General features: G+C 60.6%; 17 protein-coding genes. 9 read left to right on the top strand and 8 right to left on the bottom strand.

From position 1 onward, the window contains the following. The first annotated feature begins 300 nt into the window (after positions 1–300). The 8 genes from T370_RS0101430 to T370_RS0101395 all read left to right on the top strand — a co-directional run bounded on the left by T370_RS0101430 (position 301) and on the right by T370_RS0101395 (position 9435). Positions 301–1905, top strand: a complete 1605-nt coding sequence (locus tag T370_RS0101430; protein ID WP_029434490.1) for an amidohydrolase — start codon at positions 301–303, stop codon at positions 1903–1905. Positions 1906–2013: 108 nt separating this feature from the next. Next, positions 2014–3249: a M20 family metallo-hydrolase gene (locus tag T370_RS0101425; protein WP_029434489.1), complete on the top strand. Its 1236-nt coding sequence runs from the start codon at positions 2014–2016 to the stop codon at positions 3247–3249. A gap of 59 nt (positions 3250–3308) precedes the next feature. Then, on the top strand, positions 3309–4340 hold the full coding sequence (locus T370_RS0101420; RefSeq protein ID WP_005024244.1) for a TRAP transporter substrate-binding protein: 1032 nt from the start codon (positions 3309–3311) through the stop codon (positions 4338–4340). 147 nt (positions 4341–4487) lie between these two features. Beyond that, a complete protein-coding gene (locus tag T370_RS0101415) occupies positions 4488–5522 on the top strand; it encodes a TRAP transporter substrate-binding protein (RefSeq protein WP_009368765.1) in 1035 nt (344 codons plus the stop codon). Between the two features lie 51 nt (positions 5523–5573). Continuing rightward, positions 5574–6080, top strand: coding sequence for a TRAP transporter small permease (locus tag T370_RS0101410; protein ID WP_005024248.1), 507 nt, complete (start codon positions 5574–5576; stop codon positions 6078–6080). Between the two features lie 3 nt (positions 6081–6083). Continuing rightward, positions 6084–7352 (top strand): TRAP transporter large permease, encoded by a 1269-nt coding sequence (locus T370_RS0101405; protein WP_029434488.1) that lies wholly within the window; start codon positions 6084–6086, stop codon positions 7350–7352. Positions 7353–7438: 86 nt separating this feature from the next. Continuing rightward, a complete protein-coding gene (locus T370_RS0101400; protein ID WP_029434487.1) occupies positions 7439–8485 on the top strand; it encodes an ABC transporter substrate-binding protein in 1047 nt (348 codons plus the stop codon). Between the two features lie 194 nt (positions 8486–8679). Further along, complete coding sequence (locus T370_RS0101395) at positions 8680–9435, top strand: ATP-binding protein (RefSeq protein WP_029434486.1); 756 nt, start codon at positions 8680–8682, stop codon at positions 9433–9435. A gap of 266 nt (positions 9436–9701) precedes the next feature. Here the strand turns inward: T370_RS0101395 and T370_RS0101390 are convergent, their stop codons facing one another. The 7 genes from T370_RS0101390 to T370_RS0101360 all read right to left on the bottom strand — a co-directional run bounded on the left by T370_RS0101390 (position 9702) and on the right by T370_RS0101360 (position 15954). After that, positions 9702–10619, bottom strand: a complete 918-nt coding sequence (locus tag T370_RS0101390) for an NAD(P)/FAD-dependent oxidoreductase (RefSeq protein ID WP_029434485.1) — start codon at positions 10617–10619, stop codon at positions 9702–9704. After that, entirely contained in the window at positions 10616–10930 is a 315-nt protein-coding gene (locus T370_RS0101385) for a thioredoxin family protein (RefSeq protein WP_029434484.1), read from the bottom strand. The genes T370_RS0101390 and T370_RS0101385 overlap by 4 nt, the downstream gene beginning before the upstream one ends. A 152-nt stretch (positions 10931–11082) precedes the next feature. Further along, positions 11083–12666, bottom strand: a complete 1584-nt coding sequence (locus T370_RS0101380; protein WP_005024262.1) for a sulfatase family protein — start codon at positions 12664–12666, stop codon at positions 11083–11085. Between the two features lie 46 nt (positions 12667–12712). After that, positions 12713–13654, bottom strand: a complete 942-nt coding sequence (locus T370_RS0101375; RefSeq protein WP_029434483.1) for a Bug family tripartite tricarboxylate transporter substrate binding protein — start codon at positions 13652–13654, stop codon at positions 12713–12715. A gap of 25 nt (positions 13655–13679) precedes the next feature. Continuing rightward, the gene (locus T370_RS0101370; RefSeq protein WP_029434482.1) at positions 13680–15176 is read right to left on the bottom strand and encodes a tripartite tricarboxylate transporter permease; all 1497 of its coding nucleotides are present in this window, start codon (positions 15174–15176) and stop codon (positions 13680–13682) included. A gap of 16 nt (positions 15177–15192) precedes the next feature. Further along, the gene (locus tag T370_RS0101365) at positions 15193–15651 is read right to left on the bottom strand and encodes a tripartite tricarboxylate transporter TctB family protein (protein WP_029434481.1); all 459 of its coding nucleotides are present in this window, start codon (positions 15649–15651) and stop codon (positions 15193–15195) included. A 30-nt stretch (positions 15652–15681) separates the two neighbouring features. After that, a complete protein-coding gene (locus T370_RS0101360; RefSeq protein ID WP_029434480.1) occupies positions 15682–15954 on the bottom strand; it encodes a hypothetical protein in 273 nt (90 codons plus the stop codon). Between the two features lie 274 nt (positions 15955–16228). Between T370_RS0101360 and T370_RS0101355 the strand changes: the two genes are divergently transcribed. Next, complete coding sequence (locus T370_RS0101355; RefSeq protein ID WP_029434479.1) at positions 16229–17803, top strand: restriction endonuclease subunit S domain-containing protein; 1575 nt, start codon at positions 16229–16231, stop codon at positions 17801–17803. A 334-nt stretch (positions 17804–18137) separates the two neighbouring features. Here T370_RS0101355 and T370_RS0101350 read toward each other — a convergent pair whose 3' ends face one another. After that, on the bottom strand, positions 18138–19145 hold the full coding sequence (locus T370_RS0101350; protein WP_029434478.1) for a proline racemase family protein: 1008 nt from the start codon (positions 19143–19145) through the stop codon (positions 18138–18140). Between the last annotated feature and the right edge of the window lie 135 nt (positions 19146–19280).

Here is a 19280-nt window from a genome sequence, read left to right as displayed (position 1 = left end):
CGTTTTGGAACAGAAAATGTCCATTTGGCGTTATTTTTTGTCCGTCCTTCGCAAGTAAACAGGAATATCATGCCGTATTTTTCTTAGAAAGAGCGAAGAACTTTTCATTTGACCGCATAATGGTTTTATTTCTTTACGATTACAAAGATATTCCTGTGCGGTCTTTTTTGAAAGCCCTTTCGTTCAAAAAAGCACAATAGCTCAAAATGGACAGTTGGGCAGCGTGTTTTTTTCGGGATTTTTTTCGCATTGCGTTCCGAACGCCCCCATACGACGCACAACCATCAAAGGAGCAAGCTCATGTTGGTAAGCAAAAAGACCGTCTATGTCGGGGCTGATATCGTCACCATGTCCGAAAAGGCTCCCAAAGCCGAAGCCGTCTGCATCGCGGACGGGCGCATCGAATGCGTCGGAAGCCGTGAAGAGGTCCTCGGATACGCCAAAGCGGGCGAATACGACGTCGTGGATTTCGGCGGCGGGACCCTCTATCCCGGCTTTATCGACACCCACAGCCATATGTCCTCGTTCAGCCGCTGCCTCAATCAGGTGTACTGCGGCGCTTCGCTCGGTTCCATCGCCGCCGTGCAGCAGGCCCTGCGCGACAAGGCCGCCGCAAGCGATGACGAATGGGTGATCGGCTACGGGTATGACGACTCGGGCATTTCCGACAACCGCCACATGAACCGCCACGATCTTGATGCCGTCTGCGCCGATCGGCCCGTGATGGTTGTCCATATTTCGGTACATATGGGGTACGTCAATACCATCGGCCTCGAACGTCTTGGTTTCACCGCCGATACGAAGGTCCCCGGCGGCGAAATCGTCCTTGACGGGAACGGCCTGCCCACCGGCCTGCTGCTGGAAAACGCCATCATCGAAGCCTCGGGCCGCTTGCCCGTTCCCACGGAAGCTCAGGTGCGCGAAAGCCTCGTCCGCGCCATCGCCGAATACAATAAGAAAGGCTTTACCACGTTTCAGGATGGCGGGCTCGGGATCAACGGCGAAGCCGAAGTGTTCCTCCGGCCTTACATGGAGCTTGCCCGCGAAGGCCGGCTCAACGCCAGAGCCTATCTGCAGCTTCTGCCTTCCGAGATGGACAAGCTCATCTCCCTCGGCGTGTGGGGCATCGGCAACGACCACATGAAGATCGGCGGGGTCAAATACTTCACCGACGGCTCCATTCAGGGCTTCACCGGAGCGCTGCTTGAAGACTACTACACCCGCCCCGGCTACAAGGGTGCGTTGCTGTGGTCGCAGGAAGAGATCGACGAAATCATCATCAAATACCACTGCCTCGGCTTTCAGGTCGCCGTGCATACCAACGGCGACGCCGCCTCGGAATCGGTCATCCAAGCTTTTGAAAAGGCCGTGGAGCGGTGCCCGCGCACGGATCTGCGCCACATGCTCATCCATGCGCAGCTCGTTTCCGACTCGCAGCTTGAGCGCATGAAGGCTTGCGGGATCATCCCGAGCCTGTTCGCCCGGCACATCGAAGTCTGGGGAGATCGGCACGCCGCCATTTTCCTTGGCCCCGAGCGCACCGCGCGCATGGACCCCGCCGGTTCCTGCGTCCGTTTGGGTATGCCCTTCTCGCTGCATGTGGATACGCCCGTCCTTCCGGTGACCGCCCTCGGCAGTATGCACGCGGCGGTAAACCGCATCAGCGACGGCGGTGTCCTGTTCGGGGGCGATCAGCGCATTACCCCGCGTCAGGCGCTGGAAGCCTACACGACCTATGCTTCCCTTTGCTGCGGCGGGGAACACGACCGCGGGCGCATCGAGCCGGGCCGTTTTGCCGATTTTGTATTGCTCGACAGTGATATTGAAGCCGTCGATCCGTCCGGAATCAGGGACATCAAGGTCCTGAAGACCATCTGCGGCGGGCGTGTGGTGTACGAAGCGTAACGCAGAATGGCATGGAGAGGGGTTTTTCAAGACAAGCCCCTCCCCTTGCCCCAGCGGATATTGCGGCGAAGTGAACCATCACTGCCGAAGACACTCAAGGAGGTTTCCATGCAGGCACAGCGCCTTTTCGATACGCTTGAAGAACTGTCCACGTGCAACGCGACGCCCGGAAAAGGGGTGACGCGGTTCTCATGGTCGGAGGCGGACAGCCGTGCCCGCCGCGTGCTTGAGCGCGAACTGAAGGCTATCGGGCTGGAACCGTGGACCGACGGCATGGGGAACCTGCACGCCCGGATTGAAGGCTCGACCGGCGCTCCCGCCGTGCTCACCGGTTCCCACCTCGACACCGTGCGTAACGGCGGACGCTATGACGGGACATACGGCGTGGTCGCCGCGCTGGAGGCGCTGCGTTCCTTCCATGATGAAGGATACAAGCCGGAACGCGCCATCGAATTCATCGCCTTCGCGGAGGAAGAGGGGTCGAATTTCGGTTCCACATGCCTCGGCAGTAAGGGCATCGCGGGGCAGATCGGCGTGGAGGGCTTGAAACGCCTGAGCAACGCCGAAGGGTCCGCCTACGATGCACTGCGTGCGTTCGGGCTCGACCCGGATGCCCTGCCCGAAGAACAGATCGATCCCGCGAACGTTAAAGCTTTCCTTGAAGTCCATATCGAGCAGAACGCGATGCTCGAAGACGCCGGGCGCGAGCTCGGCATCGTTACCGCCATTTCCGGGATGCGTCTGCACCGCATCGTCTATAAAGGCCATTCGGATCACGCCGCCAGCCCCATGCAGGGGCGCCGCGATCCCGCCGCCGGATTCGCCGAGCTGGCCTTCCGCATGGAGCAGCTTTGGAAGGACGGCGATCTGCCCGAGGATTTTTCCTGCACCATCGGCGAATTGGCCTGTTCCCCCAATGTGGGGATCGTCGTTCCCGAGTCGGTGACGTTTACCATTGATATACGCCATGTTGACGTGCCCGTTCTGGAGGAGGGTTGGCAGCGCATCGAATCGCTCGTGCGTTCCGTCGCCGAATCCAGAGGGCTTGATCTGGAGCTTGTCCGGCTTTCCGCCAGCGGGGGCGTGCGCACGTCCCCCGAAGTGGGCGAGGTGTTCCGGCAGGCGGCCGAAAGGCGGGGTGTCCAGCCGCTCTTCCTCAAGAGTGGTCCCGCCCACGACGCCGCCAGCCTCGGGAGCCGAGTGCCGGTCGGGCTTTTGTTTGTTCCGAGCATCAAGGGGTTGAGCCATTGTCCGCAGGAGGCCACCGCGCCTGAGCACCTCGCTTTGGGGGCATGGGTGCTTGAGGATGCGCTGCGCTCTCTTGCGGGGGGTGGCCGCCCCTGATGCCGGAACCCTCCGGTTGGTTTTCATTTTGGGTAACTTTATCCACAGGAGCTATTCGCATGAAACGGTTTCTCGTCGCCTTTTTGGTGTGTACCGCGATGCTGCTTGCTCAGACGCAGGCGCAGGCCGCTTCAAAGATCACTGTGATTGTGGCCTCGTCCGTGGACACCAGCGAACAGAACTACATGAATGTCACGTATAAGAAGCTGGTGGAACTCGCTCAGAAGTATTCCGACAACGCGTTCGATTTCCAGTTGTTCCCGAGTATGCAGCTTGGCGACGAACAGGAAACCGTCCGCGCCCTCCAGCTCGGCACGCTTCAGATGTCCATGCTCGCCACGAACAACTACGCCCCTTTCGCGCCTTCCTGCGGCTGGGTGAACATGCCGTATCTGTTTGATACGCTGGATGAATTCCGCGCGCTGCTCGATGCCATGTGGGAACAGAACAACGAGTGGGCCGTCAAGGAAGGCGGCTGCCGTATCCTGTCCATTCTCGACATCGGCTACCGCCAGCTGACCACCAGCGCCAAGCACCCGGTCCGCAAGCTCGCCGACGCCAAGGGCATCAAGATCCGCACGCCGCAGAACGCCCTCATGGTGTCCACGTTCAAGGCTCTCGGCCTCGAACCCACCGCCGTTTCCTTCTCCGAAACCTTCAACGCGCTCCAGCAGGGCGTGGTGGACGGTCAGGAAGGCTGCTTCAACAACGTGGTGACCCTGAAGTTCTACGAAGCGCAGAAGTACGCGACCCAGATCAACTACTCCGTGCACAGCGCCAACATCATCGCCAGCGAACGCTGGCTCCAGAGCCTGCCCGAGAAGGAGCGCAACGCACTGATCCGCGCCGGCAAGGAAGCTATGGAATATGAGCGCACCAAGGTCGCGGGTATGCTTGAGGCCGACGACAAGCTGATGGTGGAACACGGCATGGAACTGCTCGGCGTGGTCGAAGACCTCCCCGAATGGATCCGCCTTGGCCGTACCGCGTGGCCCAAGTGCTATGAAGTCATTGGCGACGGCAATGCCGAAAAGGGCAAGGCCGTTATGGATATCGTCCTCGCCAAGAAGGAAGCTCTGGCGAAGAAGTAGCCCTTTCCGGGGCATCCGGGGGAGTCATTCCCCCGGACTCCGGCGGAAAAGGGAGCCGCCGGGGGTGTTGAGGAGGTTTCCGCAGCCGTTTGCGGAATGTTTCAGCGGGAGTTTTCCCGCAACGATGTCAGTTCAAGGGGAAATGACATGAAGAAATTGCTTGTTGCCTGCCTGCTGTGCGCATCCGTGATCGGCCTTGCGTTCGGTCAGGCGAAAGCCGCCTCGAAGACCACGGTGATCGTGGCGTCCTCCGTGGACGCGAACCCGCAGAACTACACTAACGTCTTCTATAACAAATTCATCGAACTGGCCCAGCAGTATTCGGACAACGCCTTTGACTTCCAGTTCTTCCCCAGTATGCAGCTTGGCGACGAACAGGAAACCGTGCGCGGCATCCAGCTCGGCACCATCCACATCGCCAACCTCGCCACCAACAACTATGCCCCGTTCGCGCCTTCCTGCGGCTGGGTGAACATGCCGTACATGTTCGACTCGCTGGAAGAATTCCGCGCCCTCGTGGACGCCATGTGGGATCAGAACAACGAATGGGCCATCAAGGAAGGCGGCTGCCGCCTGCTGTGCATCCTTGACATCGGCTACCGCCAGCTGACCACCAGCGCCAAGCACCCGGTCCGCAAGCTCGCCGACGCCAAGGGCATCAAGATCCGCACGCCGCAGAACGCCCTCATGGTGTCCACGTTCAAGGCTCTTGGCCTTGAGCCCACCGCCGTTTCCTTTGCCGAAACGTTCAACGCGCTCCAGCAGGGCGTGGTGGACGGTCAGGAAGGCTGCTTCAACAACGTGGTGACCCTGAAGTTCTACGAAGCGCAGAAGTACGCCACCATGATCAACTACTCCGTGCATAGCTGCAACTTCATCGTCGGAGAACGCTGGCTCCAGAGCCTGCCCGAGAAGGAGCGCAACGCTCTGATCCGCGCCGGCAAGGAAGCCATGCTGTACGAACGCACCAAGGTTGCCGACATGCTCGCCACCGACGACAAGCTCATGCAGGAACACGGCATGGAGCTGCTCGGCGTGGTTGAAGACCTCCCGGAATGGGTCCGTCTCGGACGTACCGCATGGCCCAAGTGCTATGAGGTGATAGGCGATGGCGACGCCGCCAAGGGCAAGGCGGTCATCGACGTCGTTTTGGCCAAGAAGGAAGCTCTTGCCAAGAAGTAAGCTGTTCCCCGGCGGGAAGGGAGCCCTTCCCGCCATTCTCCGGGAGGTATCATGAAGGTTTTGCGCTGGCTCGACGAATGGGCCGAAGAATTTTGCGTTTCGATTATGCTGTCCTTGCTCATCCTGCTTCTGGGAACCGAAGTTTTTTCCCGGTTCCTGCTCAGCAAGTCGTTTTCGTGGATTGAGGAACTCTGCCGGTATCTGTTTGTATGGGCATCCTATCTTGGCGTCGCCATCGCGGTGAAGCGCAAGGAACAGCTTCGCGTCCTCATGCTCATGGATACGCTGGAAAAGCATTTCCCGCGTCTGGTGAAAGTCTGTTACGTGGTTTCCGAGCTCTCGTTCGCTGTGTTTTGTGTGCTTGTTTTTTATTACAGCATCAATATGCTCGAGAACATGACCCGTTTTAAGCAGGTTTCCGCTTCCCTTGAAATCAACGTAATGTACGCGTACCTGATCATCCCGATCAGTATGGCCGTTACGACGTTCCGCGTGTTGCAGGGCTTGTACCGCGATTTCCGGAACCATACGCTCCACTTCCAGGGCAGGGGGGACTAAGCCATGCTGCTTGTTTTGTCATTCGTCTTCTTCATGTTGCTTGGCTTGCCTCTGTTCGGCGTTATCGGGCTTGCGTCCATCATCTCGATGATCGGGATGCCGTTTCCGATGGAGTTCATCCCCCAGAACCTGTACACGGGCATGGACCAGTTCCCGCTCATTGCCACCATCGGTTTCGTGATGGCCGGGTTCCTCATGGAGCCCGCCGGGATTACCGGTGAAATCATTGAAGTCGCCAAGAAGGCGGTGGGCAACATCCGCGGCGGCCTCGCCATGGTGACCATCCTCGCCTGCATGATCTTCGCGGCGCTCAGCGGCTCCGGCCCCGCCACAACCGCGGCCATCGGCAGTATCATGATCCCCGGCATGATCGGCGCGGGATACCGCAAGGACGACGCCGCCGCCGTCTCCGCCACGGGCGGGACGCTCGGCATCCTGATCCCGCCGAGCAATCCCATGATCATTTACGGCGTCGTGGCCAACACGTCCATCGCCGGATTGTTCATGGCGGGCTTCATCCCCGGTTTCGTGATGACCACTTCCATGTGCATCACCGCCTATTGCATCGCCCGCAAGCGCGGCTATAAGGGCACCGGCGAAAAGTTTTCCGTCTGCGGCTTGCTCAAGGCGATTTGGGACGGCAAGTGGGCGCTGGCGACTCCGGTGATCATCCTCGGCGGCATCTACTGCGGCGTATTTACCCCCACCGAAGCCGCCGAAGTGGGCGTGCTCTGGACGCTGTTCGTCGGCCTGTTCGTTTACCGCAAGCTGACGTGGAAGAACATTTCCTCGGCGCTTATCCGTACCTCGGCCTTCGCCGGGTCGGCCACGGTGCTGGTCGGCGTCTCGATGGCCTTCTCGCGGCTCCTGACCCTGTACCACATCCCGCAGAGCGTGGGTGCGTTCCTCGGCTCCATCTCTACGGACCCGACGATCACCCTGCTGCTCATTGCGTTCTTCATCTTCCTGTGCGGCTTCGTGGCGGATACGCTGGCGATGGTCGTGGTGCTCGCGCCGGTGTTCCTGCCCATCACGAACGCCCTCGGCATCCATCCGATCCAGCTCGGCGTGCTGTTCGTGGTGTGCTGCGAAACCGGGTTCCTGACGCCTCCTTTCGGCGCGAACCTGTTCATCACCATGAAGATTACGGACGTGAAGCTTGAGGAAGTGGCGCTGAAGGCTTTCCCCTACTTGTGCACGATATGGTTGCTGATCATTCTCATTGCGGCCTGCCCGCAGCTGGTGATGTTCCTGCCGAATCTGCTCATGTAGCCCCTCCCGGGGCCCCTCGTGCGGCGGGTCTGCCCATCCGTCGCGCGGGGGGATTCCCTTCATGTCAACCTTGCGGAGTTTTTGTCATGATTTTCGGAAAGATAAAGTCGCTGCTTGCCGTGCTGGCGCTGGCTCTTTTGCTGGCGCCAGCCGCACAGGCCGCGCCCGCCAAGCTCTCGAGCGCTTGGATGGGCGAACACGAGACCTTTGTGGCGTGGTACGCCAAACAGCAGGGCTGGGACAAGGAAGCCGGGCTTGATCTGACGATGATGCCGTTTGATTCGGGCAAGAACATCGTCGAAAGCCTTGCCGCCTACGATTGGGCAGTCGCCGGGTGCGGCGCCGTGCCCGCTTTGACCACGCCGCTGAGCGACTACCTGTACATCATTGCGGTCGCCAACGACGAATCCGCCAACAACGCCATTTATGTGCGCAAGGACAGCCCCATCCTTGGAGCCAAGGGCACGAATCCGTCCTATCCCAATGTGTACGGTTCCGCTGTGACCGTGCAAAAGGCCGATATCCTGTATCCCAAAAGCACATCCGCGCACTATCTGTTGGCTACATGGCTGCGTATCCTCGGCTTGAGCGAAAAGGACGTGAAGCTTCAGGAAATGGAACCCACCCCGGCCCTGAGCGCCTTTACCGGCGGCGTGGGCGACGCTGTGGCCCTGTGGGCCCCCCTGACCTATGAAGCGGAGGCCAAGGGCTTCAAGTCTGTGGCGAATTCCAAGGATTGCGGCATCACGCAGCTTGTCCTGCTGGTAGCGAACCGCCGGTTTGCGGATCAGCACCCTGAGCAGGTGCAGGCGTTCCTCAAGATGTATATGCGCGGCATCGAAGCCCTGCGCGCCAAGCCCGCCAAGGAGCTTGCCGTCGACTACGTCCGTTTTTACAAGGAATGGACCGGCCGCGAGCTGACGCCTGAAATGGCCGTTGCGGACATCCAGAGCCATCCGGTATTTACCCTTGACGAACAGCTTGCCATGTTCGCCCCGGGCGGCAGTGTCCAGAAGGCCCTCAACGAGATCGTGGACTTCTCCATCAGCCACGGCTCTTTTACCCCGGAACAGATCGACAAGATGAAGGGCAAGACGCAAGTCGCCGCCCGGTTCCTCGAAGCCATCAAGTAAGTCACCTGAAAACAGAGTTTCCTCGCCCCTTTCCGGCCCGCGCCGGGAGGGGCGTTTCGTTTTTCCGCCGGGGTGTCCGCTTTTTTCATATGTTTTTTTACGGCAAACAGAAAATCGTGATCTTGATCACGGCGCTGGGCTTCCGTACGGTGTAGGAATGGGCTTACAGAAAGAAAACCCCGGAGGAATCCGTCATGAAGGAATACAGAAATATCATCGAAATAGACAGGGAACGCTGCAACGGCTGCGGCCAGTGCGTGCTGGACTGTGCGGAAGGCGCCATTGCGATCATCGACGGTAAGGCGACTGTGGTTTCGGACAGTTACTGCGATGGGCTCGGCGCGTGCCTTTCCGGATGCCCGCAGAACGCGCTTGCCATCGTGCGCCGGGAAGCCGTGCCGTTCGACGAAGAGGCAGCCATGCGCCACGTCGCCAGGCAGAAGGAAGAGCGCAGGCAACAGCTTTTTCAGCCGCTCGGCAAGCACGAGCCGCACGGAACGCTTGGTTGCGGATGCTCCGGGACCACCGTGCAGGAATTCGCTCCACGGAAGCGGCAGGAAAGCAAGGCGGCAGGGCCGGTTGGTGAAAGAAGGCAGACATGGCCCGTCAAGCTGCGCCTTGTACCGCCGTCCGCCCCGTTCCTCAAGGGCGCGGATATCCTGCTTGCCGCCGACTGTTCGGCCCCCGCGTCCGCCCGGTTTTGCGAGATCGCGTCAGGAAAGGTCGTGTTGATCGCCTGCCCGAAGTTTGAGGACAACCAGGAGATGCGCGCCCGTCTGGTTGCGTTGTTTACGGAGGCGCGCCCGGCCTCGGTGACGGTCTTGCGCATGGAAGTCCCCTGTTGCCGGGGCATTGCGGCGGTTTGTCACGAAGCGGCCGAAGAGTGTGGCATCTCTGTTCGTGAGCTTGTTATGGGACGCAATGGGGAGTTGTGTCAGCTGAAGGATTGAGCAAGCGCGGAGAGCCGGGGGAGGAGAACCTTTCTGAAGAAAGGTTCTCCTCCCCCGGACCCCACCTCTCCCAAGACTTTTGACTGATGGGGAGGTGGCACGCAGGGAGTCCGTTCCGGTGAAAAGGGAGAGGGACGAAGGTTTTTGGGGGCTGCCGGGAATGGGGACTTTGCTCTCTTTATCGCCGGGTCAAGGGGGAGCTGCCCCTTTGCGGAGTGCGGAGGCGGAGAGCCTTTGCCGGGGCGAGGGGCGGAGCACCAATCAGCTCAGCGGAGGGAACGGATGAAGCGTTCGGCTTCCAGCGCGGCGATGGTTCCGTCGCCCATAGCCGTGGTGATCTGGCGGTACCGCTTGGCGCGGACGTCTCCCACGGCGAACACGCCGGGAAGGGAGGTCCTCATGTCCTCATCGGTGCGGATATAGCCCTTTTCCATATCGATGAGCCCTTCAAAGAGAGCGGTATTCGGTTTCTGGCCTATGAAGCAGAACACGCCGTCCACAGTTTCCTCGGAGGCGGCCCCCGATGCTGCATCCCTGAGCGAGGCGCGGCAGCGTCCGTCCGGCAGCGGGTCCAGCGCGGTGATGGTGGTGTTCACGTTTGCCCTGATGATGCCGGTAGCCAGAGCCCGGTCTTGTGTGGACTGTGCGGCGGCGCAGGCCGGGAACATTTCCACGATATGGACGGAACGGACGCCGAGGCCCGCGAGGTACAGGGATTCGTCGAACCCGCTGTTCCCGCCGCCGACCACGAGCACGTCTTTGTCCTTGTAGGCGGTGCCGTCGCAGACCGAGCAGTAGTGGACCTTTTCGAACGCCGTTTCCACAGGCAGCGGGATGGGCTTCCGCCCGGTGGCGATGATCACCACGTCGGCGGTGAAGCTGTCGCCTTCCGAGGTGCGTATTTCCTTGGGCTGGCCGTCGAGCCGGACCTCTTCCACCTCGTTGACTTCTTCAATGGCGACGCCGAGGGACTCCACATGCTCCCGGCAGGCGGTCATGAGATCCATGCCGTGGATGCTCTTGTATGAGGGCACGTTTTCCACGGTATGGGTCCAGTTCACCAGCCCGCCGCACACTTCCTTCTCCACGATGCGGACGGAAAGGTTGGTCCGAGCCGCGTACAGCGCCGCCGTCATGCCGCCTATGCCGCCGCCGATGATCAGGATGTCGCTGTGCCCGTTCATGACGCCGACTCGTAAAACGCGAGCAGTTCGCGCGGGTTCATGATGCCGCTTTTGCGGGCGGCGACGGCCCCGTTCCGGCAGACGATCAGGGTAGGCACGCGTTCAACGGAGCAGCGGGCCATGAGATCCGGCTGTTCTTCGGAATCGACGGATGCGAGCTGGATATCGGGGCGTTCGGTCGTAGCCTTGCCGAGCACGGTACGCATGACCTTGCAGTGCGGGCAGAGCTTTTTGTGGAACAGGACAATGCCGTCGTGGGACTTGATCCATTCATCAAAAGTAACGGAATCCAACAGGGTAGCTTCGCTCATAACCGGTTCCTTTGCGGGTTGCGGAAAACGGTGAAACAGGGGTTTTCCCGAAGGGCATTCGGGAAAGCGGGATGTCGGTATTTTCGAAAGGCCGGAGAGGGGGATCCCCACGGGCAGGACGGTATTGCCCAATCCCCCTCACCGGCGGATCATCAGGAGGCGCGCAGTTCGGCCATGAACAGCTTCAGCTGTTCGAACAGCTCCTTGGCGACCTCGGGATGTTTGGCGGAGACGTTGTTGAGCTGGAACGGATCGTCCTTGCGGCAATACAGCTCGTCGCGGGCGGGCACTTCGCTGGAGGCGGCGGCGGTGCAGGTCCACTGATCTTCGCCGTCCAGCGTTGCGGCCTTTTTGTGTTCCTCGTAGGCGCGGTTGTAGAAGGCGGTGTCGCGGTCCTCGACGGCGTTGGCCTTCTTCATCTGGAGGATGTGGGCCGTGGATTCGCCGAGATCCTTACCGTAGATGCCGAACCGGGCATCGGCGACGCTCTTTTCGTCATCCTTCAACCAATGGATGAAGGACCAGTCCTCGGTGATGATGGACCACGAGTACCGGAAGTACCCGGCAATGGCGAATTCGCGGACCTTTTCCACGTCGCCCTTGGCGAGCGGCAGGAGCGAATGGCCCTGCATGGAGGGATGCACGCCGATGCCGAGCCAATCCACCACGGTGGGGGCCACGTCGCAGGACTGGACGAAGCCTCTCACGCGCCGGTTGCGGGGCAGGCCGGGGCCGCGCATGATCATGGGGATGTGGGCAAGTTCCTCATAGGGCCACGGGCGGCACTTGCGCATGATGCCGTGGCCGTGCTCGCCCTTGCCCATCGGGGAACCGTGGTCGGAGACGAGGATGACCAGCGTGTCGTCTTCCATGCCGAGCGTGCGGATATTGTTCATGAGATGCCCGAACCATTTGTCCACCATCGTCACCTTTTCGGCGTACAGGGCGCGGATGTGTTCCAGTTCGCGGTCGGTATACAGGCCGTCGACATGGCCCTGAATGGGCAGGAACATGTCCTTGCCTTCGTAGTCGGGGTCATAGGGGCACTTCAGATCCGGATCGTACACGGAGGGAGCATCCCACGGTTCGTGCGGATCAAAGCAGTCGATCCACATGAAGAAGGACTTGTTGCGGTCGACGCGCTCCAGGTTCCGTACGGCTTCCTTCATGATCTGGGCGGCGTGCTGATCGCCGTCGGATTTCCAGTACTGGCGCTCCTTGAGATGGCATTCAACCTGGTTCATGAGCGGGCGCATGACGTTTTCCCCAAGGATCTCGTCGGCTTTTTCCATTACATGATCTTCATAGTAGTCCTCGGCCTTGAGGCCGCCGCCGAGTTCGTCCTGTGCGTAATACTGGTGATCGGTCTCATGCCCGTGCAGGAAGAACACCTTGTCGAAGCCCCGCGAGTACCCGAACTTGGGCAGTCGGAACGGCCCGGAGTCGTGGATCAGGTAGCTGTCGATGGGCTGCCCCCAGCACAGATCCGCAATGGTGGTGTCGCTGACGTCGAGCTGCGACCAGCCCTTCACCGGCAGGGTGTAGCGCCCGGTGAGCATGGCCCGGCGGCAGGGCACGGTGGGCAGGCCTTCCGTATAGGCGTTTTCGAAGACCACGCCTTCGGTGGCGAAGCGGTCGATGTTCGGGGTCTTGACCCGCGTATTGCCGTAGCAGCCCAGATAGTTGAACTGGAGCGTATCCAACATCACGACGATGACATTCTTCTTTTCGCGCATGATAACACCTTTTGTTTTTTCGGGTTGAAAGTAAGGGGGCGGGCGATCACTTCGCCATCAGCCCCTTGATGACTTCGGCGTTGCGGACGGATTCCTCCTCCACGAATGCGCGGCAGTCCTTGCTGTCCAGATAGCCGGGAACGAGGTTCAGCTTGTGGAGGCGCTCCACGAACTCGGGAGACTGCATGGCCTTGCGCATGGCGTCGGAAAGCGTGGCCTTGACGTCGGCGGGCAGGCCCTTGGGGGCGAGAAGGGGCATCCACTGGCTGTAATAGGCTTCGACGCCGGATTCCATCACCGTGGGCAGGTTGGGCAGCAGCGGATCACGGGTGGCATCCATGAGGGCCAACCCCTTGACGTCATACTGATCCAGCGATCCGGCGGTGGAGGTGTAGACCTGCACGCGGTTCCCCGCGATGGCCTGGAAGGCGTCGGCGTCGCCGGAGAAGGGGACGTGGCGGACCTGCGCCCCGGCCTTCTTGAAGAGGTCCATCATGGCGAAGTAGGGTACGCTGCCCACGCCGGATGATGCGAAGAAGAACGTGTTGGGGTTGGTCTTCATATCCCTGAGCATGTCGTCAAGCGTGTTCCAGGGCGCGGTCTTGGCGACCATGACGATGTACGGAGCCTTGAGGATACGGCCCACGAAGTCGAACGAATCCAGCGTATACGGAACTTTGCGCATGTGGGGGTGCATGGCCAGCGGCGCGCTCGGGGTTACGCCGAGGGTATAGCCGTCGGGCTTGGCCCCGGTGACGGCGCTTATCCCGGCGACGCCGGATGCGCCTACGATGTTCTGCACGACCATGACCTGCTTGAGTTCCTTGCTCATGCCATCCGCAAGCATACGGGCCACGAGGTCGGTTTCGCCTCCGGCCGCGAAGGGCACGACGATGGTGATCGGGCGGTTCGGGAACGCATCGGCGGCCACGGCGGAGCCGGTCATGAGGCATACGGCGGCGAGGGCGAGCAGCAGCTTTCTGAACATGGGACACTCCTGGGGATAGAGGTTTTTACTTTCTCCGGCTGGCCCAAAGCGGGCGCAGCATCGGGGCGAGCAGCAGGCAGGCGGAAACCGCGAACAGGACGAGGGCGACGGGCGCGCTGAAGAGGTATTCGGTCAGCGGCATGTCTCCTTTGTAGATGACGGCCTGGCCGAGACGGTACTCAAGCTGCGCGCTGAGCACGTAGCCGATGAGGAACGGGGCCACGGGGAAATCCGCAAAGCGCATCAGGAAGGCGATCACGCCGATGAGCAGGGCCATCCACACGTCGAACATGTTGCTGCGGGGCAGGTACACGCCGAGCAGGGAGCAGATGACGATGATGCTGAGCAGGATTGCTGTGGGGAACTTGATGAGCTTCCCGAAGCCGCGCACGGTGATGATGGCGGTGGGGATGATCAAAAGGTTGGCGAGAATCAGGGACAGGAAGGTCGAATAGACGATGTCGGGATTGTCCGCCATGAGCCGTACGCCGGGGGTGATCCCGTGCAGGGTCAGGGTGGCGAGCATGAGCGCCATGACGGGCTCGCCGGGGATGCCGAGGGCCAGCGTGGGGACCATCGCGCCGCCCGCGACCGCGTTGTTGGAGGATTCGGCGGCGACGAGGCCGTCGGGTTCGCCCTTCCCGAAGTTTTCCCCATTCTTGGAAAGGCGCTTGGCGGAAGAGTAGCTGACGAAGGTGGCCGCCGTCGCGCCGGTGCCGGGGAGGATGCCGAGGCCCACGCCGATGAGCGATGAGCGCAGGAGGATGAGGCCGCGCCCCTTCCATTCCTGCCATGTGGGGAAGCTGATGCGCTTGCAGTCGATGGCCGTGGGCTCCACGTTGGCGTGGACCTCATAGGCCCGGTAGAACAGTTCCGCCAACGGGAACACGCCGACTACGATGGGCATGAGGTCGATGCCGCTGACGAGCTGGGGCGAGCCGAAGGTGAAGCGCATTTCGCCGCTCAGAGGATCCACGCCGATGGTGGCGAGGAACAGCCCGGCGACGCCCATGAGCAGGCCTTTGATCTGGTTGTCTTCGGACAGGCTGGTGATGCAGGCGAGGCCGAGGCAGATGAGGCCGCAGATTTCCAGCGGGCCGCCGTACTTCACGGACAGATCCGCAAGCTGGGGGGCGGCGATGACCAGCGCAACGCAGGAGAACAGGCCGCCGAGGACGGAGGACATGGTGATCCAGCCGAGGGCCTTTTCCGCTTTGCCCGCCTTGGCCATGGCGTAACCTTCGAATCCGGTACAGGCTGATTGCGGCGTGCCAGGCGTATTGAGCAGCACGGCGGAGATGGACCCTCCGTAAATCGAAGTGGCGTAGACGCCGAGCAGCAGGGCGATGGCCGAAGCGTTGCCCATTTGTAGGGTGAAGGGGATACAGATGGTGATGGCCACGGCCGTCCCAAGGCCGGGAAGCGCCCCGACGACGGTTCCGAACATCGCGCCGATGCACAAGGCCAACAGGCAGTCGGGGCTCATCGTGATCATGATGCCGTGCATGATATCGGAAAACATACGGTTCTCCCGAGGGTTAGAACAGGCCGAGCCAGAAGGGCTGCGGGACGACGACGCCCAGAATCTTCTCGAACACCAGCCACGTCAGCCCCGCGCCGAGCAGGGCGAAGGGGATCATGCGCCGGATGTCCCGGTAGCGCATCAGATAAAAGAAGAGGAGCAGGAAGAGGAACGTCCCGAGGGGAAGCCCCACCGTAGCGAACAGGATGATATAGACGGCGATGGACGCGACGACTTTGGAAACGCCCGGCAGGCTGGCCCGCAGATCGTGGGCGTTGAACGGCTTTCCGGGGTTGAGCAGATACAGGATCGATAGGCCGATCCAGCCGAACAGCAGGATGCGGGGGTAGGTCATCGTACCCATTTCGCCGGGGACGGCGAATGCGCCGACGTCGACCGCGTACGTCTCGCGGAGGAGCAGGGCGCCGATGCCCAAAAAGAGCAGGCCAAGCGCGGTTCTACCAGAAAGAAGCATTTTCACAGGACCTCCTATACGGTTAGGGCTTCAGCCCTTTTCTTGGACGATTCGTGAAAGCAGCTTGAGGCAGGCTTCTTTGGAAATGGTTTCTCCCGGCCGTAAGGACCAATAGGCATCTCCGATTTCAAGGACGGGTTCCCGGCCGACCAGCCCTTCGCGGGACATGAGCGGCGGTTCGGACAGGCTGGACACCGTGCCCCGGAGGTTCAGCTCACGCAGGGCCAGGTGAAGGTTGCGGTCGATTTCCGCAATGCGTTCGGGGTCATAATCCCAAATGACGATGGAAAGCGGAAAGCTCATGCGGTGCTCCGGCGTTTCGGTTGGCGTTCCTGAATCAGTGTGTCCGAAGAAGCATGAGTTCTTTTTCAGTCATAAGTAAAGAATAGTCAACAGATAATTTTATTTTACGAAGCCTAAATATGATAACATATGATATTTTAACAAAATAATTTTCAAGATATAAACTTGCTCTTTCCATTGAGACTGGCTATACAACAGAAAACGCGTAGAAGCGTGTTCGAGGTCCAGTCTTTTTCTTTCCTCGGTTTTCCCAACTGTCTTACAAAGGCTCAGTATGCTTTTCGATAACGTCACGCTCAAAAAAGGCATGGATTTCGCGGCTCAGCTGTATGCCGCCCATCGCCAGCTTTCACCCATCGATCTGAGGGATATTCTGCTCGGCTGTTTCAGCGGCCTGCCCATCACGGGGAAAAACCAGTGCGATCATATCCGTAAGAACATTGTTTCGCCGTCTCTTGATGGTGCGTCGCCCGTGCTGATGCTCATCGCGGCGCTCAGCGAAATGGACCGCCTGACCGGATGGAGGCAGCTCCTGCCCATTGAGCTTGCGGACCTGATGAGCCACATGCTTCCGGGCGACGAAGACGCGCCGGTGGTCTGCCACGGCTCGCGTACGCTCCAGTTCGCCGTCTGGTTCGCCTCCAAGGGGCGGGAAGTCTGTTTTACTGGGGAAAGCGCGCTTGTCCCGCACATCGCAGCCATCGCGGGGGGGCAGGTCAAAGGCCTCGGCCCTTCCAGCCCGTACCCGGCAAACGCGGGTCACATCGCCATCCATGATTCCGATTCCCGGAACGCCGAACTCGGCACGTTCCTGCGCCAGCTCGATCACCAATCCTATCAGGGGGCGGTGGTCATGACGAACTGGTCGTTCCTCAGCAGCGCCAGCCCCCGCACGTTGCACCTCAAGCAGCGGCTCATCGAAAACGGCTCGCTGTACTCCGTCACACAGCTTCCCGGCGGGATCATCCCGCGTACCCTTCCCGCCTTGCTTCAGCTCGGCCCTTCCGAGCCGGGCCGCACGGTACGGTTGGTCAATGCCAAAGATTGGTGCGTGCCGAGCCGTCAGGGGCTGGAGATCAGCTACCTCGATCCCATCCTTGCGCAGGCGTGCGACCGCCCCATCGGGCGGCTGCCGCGCTGGACGCCCAAGCCCCCGGCGGAAAACGTGGATTATGAGGCTCTGATCCTGCGTGGCTGCGATCTGCGCCTCAAGTCGAGCCCGCTGGTGCAGACCTCGGCCCCGTCCTTACGGGAGGAATCCCTCGGCGGGTGTGCGGCGCTGGTACGGGGGCAGATGCTCGCCAAGGCCGGGGACGGAGAACTTTCCAACATCTATAGAGAAGTCACCCTTGCCGATATTGATGAAAGCGGATTCGTTACCGACGCCAGCCGCCTCGTGCCGGATGCCGCGCCCCTGCCGCGTTCGCGCCGGATCGCCCGGCTTCGGGAGGGTGATCTCCTGCTCACCTGCAAGGGCTCGCTGCAATCCCTCGGCAAGGTGGGCATCGTGACCCAGTGCGGCGATAACTGGCTGCCGAGCCAGACGTTTTATCTGATCCGTACGGAATGTATCGATCCGATCTGGCTATTCCACTATTTGCGTTCTCCGCGGGCCTTGAACTATCTGCGCTCAAACATTTCAGGAACGAGCATCCCGCAGATTCGGGTTGCGGATATCGCGGCATTGCCGATTCCGATTCCGAACGAGGAGATGCTTGCCTCCGTACACGCCGTGCATCGCCAAGCCCTCAAACTGCTGCAAAAGATCGACAAGTTGCGTGATGAGCTGGATGGCCTGCTGGATACGCCTGCCGTCATGCTCGATTCGCTGATGACACCGGAAAGCTGATTTCCAGCCGCTGCAACGAGAACAGGGCGGTCCGCGCGCATGGCGTCGGACTGCCCTGTTTTTCTGCAAGCCTCGTGTTCCTGCCATCTTCTGCCCAGGGGCTCCGCCCCTAGGACCCCCGGCAGAGGCGCTGCCTCTGCACTCCGCAAGGGGCGAGCCGCCCCTTGACCCGGCTGCGCGTTTTCTTTCGGCGGCAAGCCGCCGAAAGAAAACGCTTGTCTGGCAGTGGGAAACACGGGATAAATTTATTTTGACGATGAGTTACGTTTCTTTAATCTCGCAGCGGAACGAACTCCCTTTGCGTAGCCTCCCCAATTTCAACCATGCCAATCCGTTACGCCAGCCGGAAGCCATGCCGCAGAGGATCGGCGGGATCGATGACCAGTTTGAGCAGGCCGGTCACGTAAGCCGAACCGGATACTTCAGGGATGCCTCCCTTGTACGGCCCGACCATTGCGGGCTCGACGATACGCGCCCGGAACTGGGTGCCGATGACGCTTTCATGGACAAAAGCTTCGTTCAGGCCGAGCTCGCCCTTGGCGAACAGCGAGGCCACACGGGCGGACGTGCCCGTCCCGCAGGGTGAACGGTCGAGGGAGTCAGGCAGAAAAACGACGGTATTGCGGTAAGTGGCTGTGGGATCATCCGGCTTCGTATAGAACATGACGTGCGTGATGACATTGATGAACGGCTGGAGGGGATGCTGGAACTTCACCGCCGCGCGCACAGCATCGCCGAATGCCTGCGCGGTCTTTTCGATGGCGGAACGGTGGCCGGAACGGAGTTCAAGGCCGGGAAAATACGCGGCGTCGGCAATGGCATACGTGTTGCCGCCGTAAGCCACATCAAAGGGGACAGCCCCTATACCGGGAACCTCGACCGTCCCCGAGCAGAACAGGAAGGAAGGCACGTTGCGGAACGCGACGCTGGTCACGCTGCCGTTTTCCACGGTGGCCCGGGTGCGCACGAGTCCGGCTGGGGTATCGATGTTCACTTCGGTCACTTCCCCGGTAATGGGCACCCGGCCGCTTTCCAACATGGCGGTGACGCAGCCGATGGTGCTGTGCCCGCACATGGGCATGTGCCCGCCCGCGTCGATGAACAGGATGCCCATGTCGGCCTCGGGATGGCACGGTTCCACCCAGATTGTGCCGGACATGTTGCTGTGCCCGCGGGGTTCCATCATGACGGCGGTGCGCAGCCAGTCCAGATGCTCCTCGGCATAGGCCATCTTGTCCTGCATGGTTTTCCCCTCGATGCGGGGAACCCCGGCGATGAGGTTGCGGGTGGGATTGCCCGCGGTATGCGTATCAATCGTTTCAACGAGGTGGCTGAGATGCATGGCAGGTCTCCTGAGATGTTCCGCAGTCTGTTTGAAAATGTATGGTGATATTAATTAATCAATGACTAAATTACACCATGAACTTTTCCCGCCGTCAATCCTTTTCCGCCGTGATCCTCCGGGCAAGCTGTTCCT

The organism is Bilophila wadsworthia ATCC 49260 (assembly GCF_000701705.1).
Taxonomy (GTDB): Bacteria; Desulfobacterota; Desulfovibrionia; order Desulfovibrionales; family Desulfovibrionaceae; genus Bilophila; species Bilophila wadsworthia.
Note: the sequence above shows the minus strand (reverse complement) of the source record. Positions and strands in the feature narration are given on the sequence as shown.